Below are 15,561 nucleotides of genomic sequence, written 5' to 3' on the forward strand. Positions count from 1 at the left end.
TTTAAATGAAAATATTAGCAACAGATGGCTTTTCTGAAATCGGTATTAATTTATTGGAAAATGTTGGTCACGAAGTCATTATCAAAAATGTAGCTTCAAATCAATTAGTCAACTTTATAAATTCAAACAACATAGAAGGAATTCTGGTTAAGAGCACAACTCCCCTATCAGAAGCAGATATATCCGAATTTGAGACTTTACAGTTTATTGGAAATTGCGAAAGGAATTTACGACATATTAATGTAGATGCAGCTGAAGAAAATGATATCCAAGTATTTTCGGCTGAAGATGCCTGGTCCAACAGTGTTGCTGAGCTTACCATAGCACATCTTTTGAGTTGCATGAGGCATTTAAAAGACTCCAATCGAGAAATGCCTCTTGAAGGAGATCAAAATTTCAATTCTCTCAAGCGTTCATTTTCAGGCGGAGTTGAGGTAAAAGATAAAATTCTTGGCCTTATTGGTTTTGGAAAAGTTGGACAAGAAGTCGCTAAAAAGGCTATTGCTTTAGGCATGCAAGTGAAGTTTTACGATAAAACTACCAAAGCCGCTGAACTTGAATTGAGCTTTTTTGATAATCAATACTTAAAATTCAATTTATCATCATCTCCCTTAGATGAAGTTTTATCCACTTCGGATGTAATTAGTTTTCATATTTCAGAAACTGATGGCTACATCATAGGTGCAAAAGAACTTAAGAAAATGAAGTCTACAGCTGGCATAATTAATACTTCTCATGGTAAATGTGTTGATGAAGTAGCTTTGGTTAAAGCTCTTGATAACAACGAATTAATGTTTGGAGCATTCGATGTATTTGAAGATGAGCCTCAGCCGCCTATTCAACTTCTTATGAATCCAAAATTATCTTTGAGTCCACATATTGGTGGAGCTACTCAGGAAACTCAATCCCGAATTGATAAAGAACTTAGCGATCAAATCATTTCATTTTTGAATTAAATATTATGAAGGTATTTTTTCTAGGATTATTTTTAATAGTAAGCTTAATTGGAATCTCACAAACACAATCTGGGAAAGCTTCATTTTATGCAGATAAATTTGATGGTCGTCCCACTGCTAGTGGAGAAATTTATAAACATAACCTTTCAACTGCTGCTCATAGAAAACTGCCTTTCGGAACAAAGGTTAAAGTGACAAATCTTGAAAATAATAGAACTGCGATTGTGAAGATAAACGATCGAGGTCCTTTCATAAGAGGAAGAATTATAGACTTGTCTCGCTCTGCAGCAGAATCCTTAAATATTGTAGATAATGGTGTCTCTGACGTTCGAATAGAAGTTCTTGACGATAATACAACAGTTTCCAATGAAAATGCAGAATACAATGCTCCTTTATATTCTAAAGAAGAAGAAAGGGTATCTAAAACCACGACTGCAACTAAAAAAAATATCTCCGAAAACATTAATTCTGTGTCAAGGAGTACAGATGAAGTTAAGGAATATTATGAGCTCAACGTCAACCAAGTTTCACCAGATTTTTATGGTGTGCAAATAGCAAGTTTTGAGGAAAGTGATAATTTATTAAGACTTTCAAATCGATTGAAAGTTAGTTATAACAGTGAAGTTTTAATTCAAATTAAAACCTTTCAAGGAACTAAGGTTTACACTGTCATCTTAGGTCAGTTTAACAATAGAAGGTCGGCGGAAAATTTTAGAGATCGAATAAATGATAAGTATCCAGATTCATTCATAGTAGATATGACTAAAAAAGATTAAATTTAGACATGAAGTTTTTTTTGCCTTTAGTTTTCTTAATCTGTACAGTAAGTTGTTCTGTTCAAAAAGAAAGAACTTCTACTGATGTAAGTGACGACAAAATTCAAAATGATACCTTACGTATTGCAAATGATAGTTTGGAGTATGAAATTATCATCTTTGAGCCGGGATTTAACTCATGGCTTGTCACACAAAAACCCAGAGGCTATTACAACCAAAATTACCTGGAACAGCGCAATAGAACTTTTGTGATAAATTATAATCAAAGAGTTCTAAATCCATTTCGATTTGATCCAAATTTGTACCCACAACAAATCAATTATGAGTACAATGTAGATTATGGCTATGAAGTCAATTACCTCCTTTATTTTTATTTCGTCTATTTTCAACAGAAATATGGCCAAAAATTGAGATAAGCTTTTGTATTTTTGCAGTATGAAGAAATTAAAAGAACGCTGGGGCATACAATCCAACTTTCAATTGGTTATAATTTTTATAGTTTTTGCTATTACAGGCTCATCAGCTGCTTATCTTGCTAAACCAGTATTAAATTTTATAGGATTATCTCGAGAAGTATTTCCAGAACATTTTTTTGGAGGGTTTTTATATTATTCTATAAGGATTTTATTCATTTTCCCCATCTATCAGGTTCTGCTTGTTGTGATTGGAACTCTTTTTGGACAAAATAAATTCTTTTGGAATTTTGAAAAGAAAATGCTTTCGAGACTTGGACTTGGTTTTCTTTTTCAATAAAAGTTAATACTATTTCTAGCATAGATAAAAATATTAAATTAGCGAAAAATTAATCGGACTTGAAAATCAAGCAAATACTTAGTTTAGTGTTATTTATGGTTTTGACGACAACTGTCGTTAATGCACATGCACTCAGCCATTTATTTGATGACGACGTTTCAAACATAGAACATTGTAAAGTATGTGATGAATATGTATTATCTAGTCAAGATGACATTTCTTTTACAATTAATAACGTTCAAGAATTTGTAACTCAGTTTATCGATATCAGAATACACTCTTTAATTGAAGTTACAAAAGTTTTCCCTGTTATTACTTATCCTACTGGGAAGTATTACAATAAGCCTCCCCCATTTAAGCTAGTTTAAAGTACTTACTCTTATTTCTAACTAGTTTAATTTTTATTTATGTTTCAAAGGTTTATTCTTTTGTGCTTATTCTTAAGTATCCATTTTATAGCTATTGCACAAGATTGTGATTTATCGATTTCAGGTCAAATTATTGATATACACGATAATTCTACCCTTCAAGGAGCTATTATAGCTATCAAAGGCAGTAATGTAGTAGCATATAGTGATAAAAATGGTAATTATGAACTGGAAAATATATGCTCTGGTGAAATCACTTTAGAAGTTAGTCATCCTTATTGCGAACCACAAACAAAGAAAGTAAGCCTAAAAGAAAATTCAGTAATCAATTTTCGTTTGGAACATCATCTTGAAGAACTGAATGAAGTTTTGCTTAAAGGAAAACTTTATGATAAAAATCTTAATTCCTCTATTTCCAATCAAATAAAAACTAAAGAGCTTGAAAATTTCAGTAATGCTTCTTTAGGTGACGCTTTAAAAACCTTAAGCGGCGTTTCTTCACTTAACACTGGAAGCTCTATTGTGAAGCCAATTATTCAGGGTTTACATAGTTCTAGAGTATTGATCATCAATGACAATGTACGACTTCACGACCAACAATGGGGAGAAGACCATGCTCCAAATGTAGATATCAATTCAGCAGCCAATGTAACCGTAATTAAAGGTGCATCAGCATTAAAATACGGTGGAGACGCTGTAGGAGGTACAATTGTGATTGAACCGCAAAAAGCACCTTTAAAAGATACATTGATGGGAAAAACCATTTTAACGGGAGCGACAAATGGAAGAGGCGGAACTTTTGCTACCAGTCTAATTAAAGCTAATTCCAACGGGTTTAACTACAGGATCCAAGGAAGTTTAAAACGCTTAGGGGATTTAGAATCTCCAAATTACCAGCTTACTAACACTGGACAACGCGAGAATAATATCAGTTTAGGAATGGGACTTAACAAAATCGATTATGGATTTGATTTTAGTTATAAACTGACCGATTCCGAAATAGGTATATTAAGGTCATCGCATATTGGTAATTCCAGAGATCTTGTCAATTCCATCAATAGACAAGAGCCTTTTTTTATTGATGATTTTTCATACTCTATAAACAGTCCAAAACAACAAGTAACCCATCAAATATTAAAACTAAATACTTTCAAAAAACTTAAAGGTATTGGTGAGGTCAATCTTCAATATTCATTTCAGAATAACGACAGGCAAGAATTTGATGTGAGAAGAGGCGAACTTAGGGATAAACCAGCAATGGATATGAATCTTAAAACCCATACTTTACTGGCTCAATTGGAATGGACAACTCTTGAAGATTTTGACTCGAATTTTGGAATGGAATTAAATACGCAGACCAATCTACCAAATCCGGATACAGGAGTACGAAGACTTATCCCAGATTATGATATGTATTCTGCAGGAATTTTTGCAACTACGGATTACACTGTTCGAGAAAACTGGAAAATTGATGCAGGTATACGTTATGATTTCAGCAGAATTGATGCAGAGAAGTTTTATTATGAATCAAGATGGAATGAATTAAATTATGATGTTCTTTTCCCTCAATTTGAAACCTATAGAGTAGAAAAAGGGCAAATTTTTACTGAACCAAGTTTCGATTATCATAATATTTCAGGCACAATCGGAAGTAATTATACATTTGATAATGGCTGGCAATTACTTGCTAATTTAAGTTCAGCGAGTCGTGCGCCAAATCCTTCAGAATTATTTAGTGATGGTCTGCATCATAGCTTGGCTACCATTGAATTTGGAGATTTACAAATCGAATCCGAACAATCTTTTAAAACCAGCATAGGCTTAAAAGGTAAGATTGATAGTTTTGAATTCAACATTCAGCCTTATTATAGCTATATCAATAATTTTATTGTCATTGAACCTACTGGCGAACAAACCACAATTCGAGGTTCATTTCCTGTTTGGGAATATAGACAAACAAACGCAAGACTTTTTGGTATTGATGTGAATGCTTCCTACACCTATCAAAATTTTGATATTGCATCAAGCTTTGCTTACGTCAATGGCCATGATTTAGAAAGAGATGAGGCACTCATCAATATGCCACCTTTAAATATATCTAATACAATTACTTACAGAAAAAAAGAGTGGAATAATTTTTATGTTTCAATGAACAGTGAGTTTATTGCAGAGCAAAATCGATATCCAGATAACAACTTCTTAACTGATATTGTTAGTTCTGAAACTGGTGAATTTGAAGAAGTTTTGGTAGATGTAAGTACACCTCCTGGAGCTTACCACCTTTTAAATTTTAGAACAGGAATGGAATTTAAAATTAACTCCAACAGATTAAGCTTCAACATAATATTAAACAACTTACTAAACACTAACTACAGAAATTACCTCAATAGATTAAGATATTATGCTGACGAAGTTGGCACTAATGCTATGTTACAATTAAAATTCAATTATTAACAATTACTATTTTAAAAAGAAAACTATGAAAACAATCAAATTATTAAGCTTAAGTGTCATTGCAACTTTGCTGTTTAGCGCATGTTCTAGCGATGATGATGCTCCAGAGGTTATCAACGAAGAAGAAGAGATTACAACTCTCAATGTATTCTTGACTCCTGTAGGTGGTGGAGATACTGTCACTTTCACCTTTAGAGATCTTGATGGAACCAATCCTGAAAACACAGGAGGAACCTTACAAGCAGGAACTACTTATGTTGGTGAAACTCAATTCTTAAATGAAAGAGAAGACGAAGATGTTACTGAAGAAGTTCTAGAAGAAGGTGAAGAACATCAAGTTTTCTTCACAGCATCAAATTCTTTGAATGTGACTACCTCCTACGATGACACTGATGTAAATGGAAATCCTATTGGTATCGAATTTACTTTAGTCGCTGGAGAAGCAAGCCAAGGCAACTTTAGAGTAACTCTTATCCACGAAGGCGATAAGTTTGCTGAAGGAGCTAGCGAGGGTATTTACAATCCTAATTTAGTCGGTGGAGAAACCGATATTGAAGTGACTTTTAATGTCACTGTAGAGTAAAATACATAGCATAGTAAGTCCAACTCTGTCAAAAAAAAGAGCTGTCCTGAATGTTGACCTGATATTTAAAGTTTCGAGTGTATTAGTCCTTTAAATAGTCTCCAACATATACGGGACAGCTTTTTTATGCAAACTTATTGAAATAATATATATTAAACTGGAATTGTTTATTAAATCAAAATTGAAATAATTTGACTTAGATTACTTACTTTAGGCAAAAAGATAAATTATGACTGCTAGAGATGAAAATCTACTTTCGATAAGAGTAGATGTGCCGAGAGCTAAAGTAACTGAAACAACTTTAAGTTTAGAATCTTTTCAAAATTCAACTTTGAGACCAATTTCAAAATTTCAAAATGATTTAATTCTTTCCCTTTTTGAAGATTACATCGTAAGGTATAAAAACGTATTTCATAAGTTGGGCGTTCCAGATAAGCTGAAATACATTGAAAACACCGTGAAAAAGGATTCCAAGTTCAAAAATTTGATGAGAGGTGTCTATATGGGGCATTTTACAATTGATGAATACAAATTTTATCACGAAAATTCTTCAGAAATAAATAAGAGGATCATTAATTTAACCAAAGAACGACTTCAAAGCCAACTCAACTATTTTGAAAAACAAAGTGCATAATACCCTAAAGCAATTTCAATATCCTAAAGTTTTGAAACTAAAGCGTAAACCTATCCAGAATCAAATTCCTGGAAAAATCACTTATGTAGGTGAAGAAACATCTGAGAAAACGGTTATCAACGTCATTAGTTACAATGAGGAAAAAGTAGCATACCACAACAATTGTTCTGTAGAAAAAGTACTTGATTTAATAACTCACGAAAAAGAATTCAAACACTGGATAAATTTTATTGGGGTTCATGATGTTAAAAAATTAGCTGATCTTGGCTCATTACTGCACATACATCCTCTTGTTTTAGAGGATATTGCCAACACTAAACAAAGGCCAAAACTCGATGAATTTGAAGATTATGTATTCTTTGCTCTTAAAATGATTTTTCACAATGAGGCTGGATTATTGATTAAAAATCACTTTGGATTGGTTTTCAATCAGTCTTACATTATCTCCTTTCAACAGTCCCAAGATCATATTTTCAACTCCATTCGAGAACGCATACACAATAAGGTGGGAAGAATTCGCATGAGAGGAACAGATTATTTGTTCTACGCGTTAATTGATGCAGTGGTGGACAATTATTACAATGTCACTGAAACCATCGAAGAAAAAACAGAGAATCTTGAAGATATAATTCTCAAGGATGCGAATAATGCATCTACAACAGATATTCAATTGCTAAAACGCGAAATTTTAAGTGTTCGTAAAGCTATATTCCCAGCTAAAGAACTCATTAGAAAGTTACAGATTTCTAAACATGTACTTTACGACCAATCCACAAAGGCTTATCTAGCTGATTTATATGACCATATCCTGCAAGTCACCGAAAACGTGGATATCTATAGAGAAATTGTCTGGGGGCTCATGGATATGTATATGAGTAGTTTAAGTAATAAGATGAACCAAGTTATGAAAGTGCTCACCATCATGTCTTCCATTTTCATACCACTCACCTTTATTGCTGGTGTTTACGGAATGAATTTTGAGTACATGCCAGAACTAGGTTATAAAAATGCCTACTTTTTAGTTCTTGGGATCATGCTCATTATGGTATTAGCCTTAATATATTATTTCAGGCAAAAAAAATGGTTTTAGTTTTTGAGCTGAACTGAATTTAAAATTAAACCCGAAGCTTGAGCTATATGTTCAAGCTTTATTTTGTTTTTGCCATCAATGATTTTTTTCAAATCACTAAGATCGATTCTATGCCTACCTAAATCAATTAGAGCACCCATCATCAAACGGATTTGTTGACGTTTAAAGCCTTCTCCTACTACCTTCAAAACATAGCTCGTTTCAGGAAAAAAATTAGCCGTATAAATATCGTTTTCTTTTAATTGGCAAACATCAATGGTTCCTTCAGTTTTGGTTTCTGGATTAGACCGGAATGCAAACGAATAAAAATCATGATCACCTTCAAATAATAAAGCACCTTCTTTCATCAATTCGATATCTAAATCTTCTTGAAGATTGACCATTAATGGAGCACAAAAGGGATGCATTTTTTCTTTAACACAGAAAAAATAGAGATATTCTTTTAATTTAGGATGTTGAATGATATTAAAATCAGCCGTAGTTTCCTTAATGGATAGACACTTTATATCCTGAGGCAAGTTTTTATTGAAAAGCGGTAAGAATGTATCTAAATCAAGCATTTCCTCGTAAACAAAAAGCTCAGCGTAAGTTTGGTTGACTGAAACCATGGCATCAGTTCTTCCTGCAGCAATTACTTTGAACCTTTGGCCTTCGAGCACATAATTTAAAGTTTTACCGAGCATGTGCTCCACTGTCAATACATCAGGCTGTTTTTGCCAGCCGTGATAACGGAAACCTAAATACTGAAGCTCGATGAGATAATAAAATCGCTTATACTGCATAGAAAAAAGCTTAACTTTTACTTTTTACTTCTATCTTCCAGAACTTTTACTACATCTTTTAATTGAAACCCTTTTTGTTGCAGCAAAATTAAATAATGAAATAACAAATCTGCACTTTCATTCAGGAACAACTCATCATTGTCATCTTTTGCTTCAATGACGACTTCTACAGCTTCTTCCCCCACTTTTTGAGCAATAGTATTGATTCCTTTCTTAAACAGACTAGCGACATAGCTTTTTTCTGAATTTGCTTCCGTTTTACGCTGATGAATAGTGGATTCCAATTCTGAAATAAAACCAAAATTTGGCTCGTTATCTTCTTTCCAACAGGTGTCAGTTCCCGTGTGGCAGGTTGGTCCGTTTGGGTTTACGTAAACGAGTAACGTATCGTTATCACAATCTATTTTAATATCAACTAGGTCTAAGGTGTTTCCACTTTCTTCACCCTTGGTCCACAATCTATTTTTGCTTCGGCTGAAGAAAGTAACCAGTTTAGTATCCACTGTTTTGTTATAAGCTTCTTGGTTCATGTAACCAAGCATCAACACCGTTTTGGTGTTTGCATCTTGTACAATAGCTGGAACCAGGCCGTTTGGATCTTTATTGAAATCGATAGTCATAGGTATATTTTTATAGATTAACCATACTCACTACTTACCGAGGTGAATATAAACTTAAACTAATTTTAGAAATTCATTATTTTATATTCTGATAGAAATCCCATTAGCTTTCAGTTCTTTTTTTAAGTCTGGAATTTCAATTTCTTTGAAGTGAAAAACACTTGCTGCCAAAGCAGCGTCTGCTTTACCCAGCTTAAAGGTGTCTTCAAAATGCTTTACATTTCCAGCGCCCCCAGAAGCGATGATCGGAATATGGAGTTCTTCAGAAAGCTTAGCCAATGCCTCATTTGCAAAACCAGCTTTGGTACCATCATGATCCATGGAAGTAAATAAAATTTCTCCTGCTCCCAATTCCTGGACTTTTTTAGCCCATTCAAACAAGTCAATATCAGTAGGCTGCTTTCCTCCTACCAAATGTACTTTCCATTGACCAACGATCTGCTTGGCATCAATCGCTACGACGACACATTGTGAGCCAAAACGCTGAGCGACTTCTGAAATTAATTCTGGACGCCTTACGGCAGCAGAATTAATGGATACTTTATCTGCACCAGATTTCAACAACATGGCTACATCATCAACTGAAGAAATTCCACCACCAACTGTAAATGGAATATTAATATGTTTGGCGATGTCTTCAACTAATTTAGCCAGAGTTTTGCGGCGTTCTTCAGTAGCAGATATGTCCAGAAAAACCAATTCATCAGCGTAATTTTCAGCATAGATTTTGGCCAGTTCTACAGGATCACCAGCATCTCTCAATTCCACAAAATTGACGCCTTTTACGGTGCGACCATTTTTGATGTCCAAACAAGGAATAATACGTTTTGTAAGCAAAATATTATTTTTTAGTGTTCTAAAACGAAACGTTCTAGTTCTTTTAAACTGATTCTGTTTTCATAAATGGCTTTACCAATGATAACGCCTTCACAACCTATCTCAAACACATCCTCCAAATCCTGAAGGTTTGAAATACCTCCAGAAGCTATGAGTTTCAAACCAGGATTATTGTCAAGTATAGATTTATACAAATCAACGGAAGGTCCTTCCAACATGCCATCTTTAGAAATGTCTGTTGAAATCACATACTGAATACCGTTTTTGACAAAATCTCTGATAAACTTTTCAATTTGTAAATCTGAAGATTCCTTCCAGCCTCCAGTAGCTATCTTGCCATCTTTTGCATCTGCTCCCAAAATTATTTTTTCAGCACCAAATTTCATTACCCAGTCTAAAAATAATGCTTCATTGGTAACAGCAATACTTCCTCCTGTAATTTGGTGGGCTCCACATTCAAAAGCAATCTGTAAGTCTTTATCTGACTTTAATCCCCCTCCAAAATCGATTTTAAGATTCGTTTGTGTTGCAATGCTTTCGAGAATTTTATGATTGACAATATGCTTTGATTTTGCACCGTCAAGATCGACCAGGTGCAAATATTCGATTCCACTATCTTCAAAAGCTTTCGCTACTTCAAGTGGATTTTCATTATAAACCTTCTTAGTATTATAATCACCTTTGGATAGTCTTACGCATTGTCCTTTTATAATGTCTATGGCGGGAATAATTCTCATTTTTTAATTTTGGTTTAGTGTTTATAGTAGTGACTAGTTACTAATCACTTGTTACTAAATGCTAGTTTCTATAAAATTCTTCAAAATCAGCTCACCAATTTTACCTGACTTTTCTGGGTGAAACTGGACTCCAAAAAAGTTATTTTTATGAAGTGCAACGCTGTATTCTATTCCATAGTCTGATGCTGCAATACTACTTTTATGTTTAGGCACGTAATAACTGTGCACTAAATACATGTATGAATTTTCTCCTATACCTTTAAATAAATCTGATTTTAGATTAAAAATAGTGTTCCAACCTACCTGTGGTACTTTAAACTGAGTATCAAATTTGACCACCTTAGCATCAAAAATTCCTAGACCTTTAGTGTTTCCTTCTTCACAGACATCACACATCAATTGCATCCCTAAGCAGATTCCCAAAACAGGCTGTTTTAGTGTTGGAATTAATGTATCTAGTCCTGTATTTTTGAGCATATTCATAGCACTACTCGCCTCTCCGACTCCAGGAAAAATTACCCGATCAGCATTTTTAACGACTTCAGAATCGCTTGTGAGCTCAGATTCAAAACCAAGTCGTTGTAAGGCAAATTCGATACTTTTTACATTTCCAGCGCCGTAATCTATAATCGCTATTTTCATCTATAACTGTCCTTTTGTGCTTGGTAATATCATTTTTTCAGCATCGCGCTTTACAGCCATTTTCATGGATTTCGCAAAGGCTTTAAAAATCGCTTCAATTTTATGATGCTCATTATCACCATCGGCTTTAATATTTAAGTTGCATTTAGCACCATCGGTAAAGGATTTGAAGAAATGCATGAACATTTCTGTTGGCATCTCACCAATTTTTTCCCTTTTGAATTCAGTGTCCCAAACTAACCAGTTTCTTCCGCCAAAATCAATAGCAACTTGTGCTAAACTATCGTCCATCGGCAAACAAAATCCGTAGCGTTCTATACCTAATTTATTGCCCAGTGCTTTAGCAAAGACTTCTCCAAGAACAATAGCAACATCTTCTATGGTATGATGTTCATCCACTTCGAGGTCACCTTTCGCATTTAATTTTATATCAATATGACCGTGTCTGGCAATTTGATCTAACATGTGATCGAAAAAATGTATGCCCGTGGAAATCTCACTTTCTCCAGTTCCATCAAGATTGATAGATACGTTGATATAGGTTTCTTTGGTAGTGCGTTTTAAGCTTGCTGATCTACTTTCTAATTTGAGAAAATTATAGATTGCTTTCCAGGAATTGGTTCTCAGTGCGACAAACGGTTCCAATTCAGAATCAGAATTCTGTGTTTCACCTTCGCCTAAATTCGTTTTGTTATCAATAAATATACCTTTAGCTCCAAGATTTTTAGAAAGTTCAACATCTGTCAATCGATCACCGATGACAAACGAATTTTCCATGTCATAATCTTCTTCAAAGTACTTGGTTAGTAATCCTGTTTTAGGCTTACGAGTTGGAGCATTATCTTTTGGAAAGGTTTTATCAATATAGATATCTTCAAATTTGACACCCTCATTTTCAAAAGCTTGAATTACAAAGTTTTGAACAGGCCAAAAGGTATCTTCCGGGTATACTTCGGTTCCCAAACCGTCTTGGTTGGTAATCATGACCAGTTCGTAGTGCAATTCTGAAGCAATTTTGCTCATATAAGTAAAGACCTCAGGATAAAATTCTAATTTTTCAAAACTATCAATTTGCTCATCAGATGGTTCTTTTATCAGCGTTCCATCTCTATCTATAAACAATACTTTTTTCATGAGTTGATTTGCTTTAAGGTATTAAGCAAGATTTGATTTTGCTCTGGAGTTCCAATAGTGAATCTCAAACAATTTTCGCAAAGATGCTGATTTGTTCTATTTCTGACTACTATTTTCTGCTTTAAAAGCTGGTTGTATCTAAAATTCGCATTATCTACTTTACAAAGTAAAAAATTGGATTCAGAAGGATAAATATGCTCTATCCACGAAATATTCTTGAATTCTTCTTTTAAGATTTCACGTTCAGATTTAATAATCTCTACTTGAAATAAATAGGTCTCATAGTTTTTAACGACCTCAAAAGCCTTTTTTTGACTTAATTGATTAATGTTGTAAGGAGGTTTAATTTTATTTAAGACTGAAATGATTCTTTCACTTGCAAAACACATTCCCACACGTATTCCAGCATGAGCAAGGGCTTTAGAAAACGTCTGAGTAATAATCAAATTTGGATAATCATTCAACTCTGAGATAAAGGAACTGTTGGCTGCAAAATCAATATAAGCCTCATCAATAACGACTAGTCCGGAAGATTTTTCCAGAATATTTTTGATATCATTGATCTGAAGAAGATTTCCTGAAGGGTTGTTTGGCGAGCAGATGAAAATTAGTTTGGTCTTCTCTGTTATTGAAGAAATAACAGAATCTACATCAATTTGAAACCCCTTTTTTAATGGAACTAAAATGGTTTTGATATCATTCAAATTTGCCAAAACTTCATACATACCGTAAGTAGGTGGCATAGTGATTATCTCATCTTCTTTTGGCTCGCAAAAGGCTCTGAAAATCAAGTCTAAAACTTCATCACTACCATTCCCAAGGAGAATATTCTCTTTTGGAATTTGTTTTATTTCCGAGATTGCAGATTTCAATTCATGTTGATAAGGATCGGGATACCTGTTATAATCCGTATTAAACGGATTTTCATTGGCATCTAAGAAAAGAAAGTTTTCCTCATCAGCATTAAATTCATCCCGAGCAGAAGAATATGCTGACATATTCTTTACATTTTTCCTTATCAGGTTATCTAACGTCATCTTTTTTCTATTATTTATTTTTAATCTCATTTATTCGCAAAGTCATTGCATTCTTATGAGCTTGCAGACCTTCCGCCTCAGCCATAAGTTCTACTGCTTCACCAATACGCGTTATGCCTTCTTCAGTAATTTTTTGGTAGGTAATCGCCTTGTTAAAACTATCCAGGTTTACACCACTATATTGTTTTGCATACCCATTGGTTGGTAAGGTATGATTGGTTCCGGAAGCATAATCTCCGGCACTTTCTGGTGTGTATTTTCCTATAAACACAGATCCTGCATTATTGATGTTTTCTACATAGAAATCATCATCTTTTGTTGAGATGATAAAGTGCTCTGGCCCATAAAAGTCAATAAGTTCCGAAGCAGAAGCATCGTCTTTCATCAAAACAAATTTTGAATTTTCTATGGCTTTAATTGCCATTTCCATTCTAGGTAAGACTTCAATTTGTTTAGTTATGGCTTTTTGAACATCTACTATGGTTTGTTCATCAGTAGAAACCAATACTACTTGAGAATCCACTCCATGCTCAGCTTGACTCAACAAGTCTGAAGCAACAAATTCTGGATTTGCAGTCTCGTCTGCTACTACCAAAAGTTCGGAAGGTCCGGCAGGCATATCAATAGCCACGTCAAAAGTAGTCGCCACCTGCTTGGCTACGGTCACATATTGGTTTCCTGGTCCAAAGATTTTATAAACCTTCGGAATGGTTTCAGTTCCAAACGTCATAGCCCCAATCGCTTGAATACCTCCAACTTTAAACACTTTATCAATACCGCAAAGTTGAGCAGTATATAAAGTCACAGGGTTTATTTTGCCTTCTTTATTAGGAGGCGTACATAAAACGATTTCACTGCAACCAGCAATTTTAGCGGGAACTGCTAGCATAAGTATCGTTGAAAACAAAGGCGCAGTTCCTCCAGGGATATATAAACCTACCTTTTGAATAGGCTTTTTAGCCTGCCAGCAGGTCACTCCTGGTTGGGTTTCAACTTTTACAGGCTCAGTTTTTTGAGCTTCGTGAAACTTGTGAATGTTTGACTTGGCCAGTTTTATGGCTGATTTTAGTTCATCAGACACTTGGCTTTCTGCATTTTCAATTTCAGACTTGCTTGCTTCGATATTTTCTAAATCAACACCATCAAACATGCTAGTGTATTTCAACACAGCATCATCTCCACTCTGTTGAATGTTTTTAAAAATATCATCTACAGTAGTTTCTATATCTTTAAACGTTCGAGTGGGTCTTCTTAATAATTCTGACCAGTGCTCTTTCTTCGGATTGTGAATCGTTTTCATTATATGATCATTTTTTCTATTGGACTTACGAGAATACTTTCAGCTCCAGCTAATTTCAACTCATCTATAATATCCCAAAATTTTTCTTGTTGGATAACTGTATGAACAGAACTCCAGTTGGTTTCTGCTAAAGGCATGACTGTTGGACTCTTCATACCTGGCAAAATTTTAATGATTTCATCCAGTCTATCGTTAGGTGCATTTAGAAGAACATACTTTGTATTTTCAGCTCTTAATACCGCGTCAATCCTAAACAAAAGTTTATCAAGAAGGTTTTGCTTTTCAGAATTTAAAGAAGGAGAACTCGTGAGAACTGCTTCACTATTCAAAATTACATCAGATTCTATTAAATTATTTTTGAAAAGTGTACTACCACTTGAAACGATATCACATATAGCGTCTGCAAGACCAATATTAGGTGCTATTTCAACTGAGCCATTAATGATATGGATATTCGCTTTTACATTATGCTTATCTAAATACTTTTGAAGTGTATTTGGATACGAAGTTGCAATCTGTTTTCCTTCCAAGTCTTTTACGCTTTTAAATTTAGATTGTTTTGGTACAGCAAGTGAAACTTTACATTTTGAAAAGCCTAGTCTCTTTTGGACTAGGAGATCTTCACCTTTTTCATGAAGTAAATTTTCACCTATGATAGCTAAATCGGCAATGCCATCTCTCAAATATTGAGGAATATCTCCATTTCTCAGGTAAAATATCTCAAGTGGAAAATTAGAAGCATTTACTTTTAATTGATCTTTTCCGTTATTAATCGAGATTCCACAGTCTTTTAAAATCTTTAATGATTCATCGTGTAATCTGCCAGATTTTTGGATAGCTATTTTCAATTTTTCCATA

17 protein-coding genes are annotated in these 15,561 nt (G+C 34.2%); 8 read left to right on the top strand and 9 right to left on the bottom strand.

All coding sequences use genetic code 11. The annotated features are described in order from the left end of the window. Window positions 1-5 precede the first annotated feature (5 nt). The 8 genes from LB452_RS06975 (at window position 6) to corA (ending at window position 7,614) form a co-directional block, all read left to right on the top strand. The gene (locus LB452_RS06975; RefSeq protein WP_224461015.1) at window positions 6-956 is read left to right on the top strand and encodes an NAD(P)-dependent oxidoreductase; all 951 of its coding nucleotides are present in this window, start codon (window positions 6-8) and stop codon (window positions 954-956) included. 5 nt (window positions 957-961) lie between these two features. Continuing rightward, window positions 962-1,732, top strand: a complete 771-nt coding sequence (locus LB452_RS06980) for a septal ring lytic transglycosylase RlpA family protein (RefSeq protein WP_224461016.1) — start codon at window positions 962-964, stop codon at window positions 1,730-1,732. Between the two features lie 8 nt (window positions 1,733-1,740). Beyond that, window positions 1,741-2,148 (top strand): DUF6146 family protein, encoded by a 408-nt coding sequence (locus LB452_RS06985; protein WP_224461017.1) that lies wholly within the window; start codon window positions 1,741-1,743, stop codon window positions 2,146-2,148. A 19-nt stretch (window positions 2,149-2,167) separates the two neighbouring features. Beyond that, window positions 2,168-2,485, top strand: coding sequence for a DUF6787 family protein (locus tag LB452_RS06990; protein WP_224461018.1), 318 nt, complete (start codon window positions 2,168-2,170; stop codon window positions 2,483-2,485). A gap of 407 nt (window positions 2,486-2,892) precedes the next feature. Beyond that, a complete protein-coding gene (locus tag LB452_RS06995) occupies window positions 2,893-5,307 on the top strand; it encodes a TonB-dependent receptor (RefSeq protein ID WP_224461019.1) in 2,415 nt (804 codons plus the stop codon). A 25-nt stretch (window positions 5,308-5,332) separates the two neighbouring features. Further along, on the top strand, window positions 5,333-5,890 hold the full coding sequence (locus tag LB452_RS07000) for a type 1 periplasmic binding fold superfamily protein (protein ID WP_224461020.1): 558 nt from the start codon (window positions 5,333-5,335) through the stop codon (window positions 5,888-5,890). 229 nt (window positions 5,891-6,119) lie between these two features. After that, on the top strand, window positions 6,120-6,524 hold the full coding sequence (locus LB452_RS07005; protein ID WP_224461021.1) for a glyoxalase: 405 nt from the start codon (window positions 6,120-6,122) through the stop codon (window positions 6,522-6,524). Continuing rightward, on the top strand, window positions 6,505-7,614 hold the full coding sequence (gene corA / locus LB452_RS07010) for a magnesium/cobalt transporter CorA (RefSeq protein WP_224461022.1): 1,110 nt from the start codon (window positions 6,505-6,507) through the stop codon (window positions 7,612-7,614). The genes LB452_RS07005 and corA overlap by 20 nt, the downstream gene beginning before the upstream one ends. Here corA and LB452_RS07015 read toward each other — a convergent pair. The 9 genes from LB452_RS07015 to hisG all read right to left on the bottom strand — a co-directional run bounded on the left by LB452_RS07015 (window position 7,611) and on the right by hisG (window position 15,560). Then, complete coding sequence (locus LB452_RS07015; RefSeq protein ID WP_224461023.1) at window positions 7,611-8,396, bottom strand: tRNA pseudouridine synthase A; 786 nt, start codon at window positions 8,394-8,396, stop codon at window positions 7,611-7,613. The genes corA and LB452_RS07015 overlap by 4 nt on opposite strands. 17 nt (window positions 8,397-8,413) lie before the next feature. Then, entirely contained in the window at window positions 8,414-9,016 is a 603-nt protein-coding gene (gene hisIE / locus LB452_RS07020; RefSeq protein ID WP_224461024.1) for a bifunctional phosphoribosyl-AMP cyclohydrolase/phosphoribosyl-ATP diphosphatase HisIE, read from the bottom strand. 81 nt (window positions 9,017-9,097) lie between these two features. Next, complete coding sequence (hisF, locus tag LB452_RS07025) at window positions 9,098-9,853, bottom strand: imidazole glycerol phosphate synthase subunit HisF (protein ID WP_224461025.1); 756 nt, start codon at window positions 9,851-9,853, stop codon at window positions 9,098-9,100. Between the two features lie 11 nt (window positions 9,854-9,864). After that, window positions 9,865-10,590: a 1-(5-phosphoribosyl)-5-[(5-phosphoribosylamino)methylideneamino]imidazole-4-carboxamide isomerase gene (gene hisA / locus LB452_RS07030; RefSeq protein WP_224461026.1), complete on the bottom strand. Its 726-nt coding sequence runs from the start codon at window positions 10,588-10,590 to the stop codon at window positions 9,865-9,867. Window positions 10,591-10,644: 54 nt separating this feature from the next. Next, window positions 10,645-11,232 (bottom strand): imidazole glycerol phosphate synthase subunit HisH, encoded by a 588-nt coding sequence (hisH, locus tag LB452_RS07035; RefSeq protein ID WP_224461027.1) that lies wholly within the window; start codon window positions 11,230-11,232, stop codon window positions 10,645-10,647. Beyond that, entirely contained in the window at window positions 11,233-12,366 is a 1,134-nt protein-coding gene (gene hisB / locus LB452_RS07040; RefSeq protein ID WP_224461028.1) for a bifunctional histidinol-phosphatase/imidazoleglycerol-phosphate dehydratase HisB, read from the bottom strand. It lies immediately after the preceding gene. Further along, the gene (hisC, locus tag LB452_RS07045) at window positions 12,363-13,403 is read right to left on the bottom strand and encodes a histidinol-phosphate transaminase (protein WP_224461029.1); all 1,041 of its coding nucleotides are present in this window, start codon (window positions 13,401-13,403) and stop codon (window positions 12,363-12,365) included. Before hisC ends, hisB begins: the two co-directional genes overlap by 4 nt. Before the next feature lie 10 nt (window positions 13,404-13,413). Beyond that, window positions 13,414-14,703: a histidinol dehydrogenase gene (hisD, locus tag LB452_RS07050; RefSeq protein WP_224461030.1), complete on the bottom strand. Its 1,290-nt coding sequence runs from the start codon at window positions 14,701-14,703 to the stop codon at window positions 13,414-13,416. Further along, a complete protein-coding gene (gene hisG / locus LB452_RS07055; protein WP_224461031.1) occupies window positions 14,703-15,560 on the bottom strand; it encodes an ATP phosphoribosyltransferase in 858 nt (285 codons plus the stop codon). The genes hisD and hisG overlap by 1 nt, the downstream gene beginning before the upstream one ends. Window position 15,561 lies beyond the last annotated feature (1 nt).

Source organism: Psychroflexus longus (assembly GCF_020164595.1).
GTDB lineage: Bacteria > Bacteroidota > Bacteroidia > Flavobacteriales > Flavobacteriaceae > Psychroflexus > Psychroflexus longus.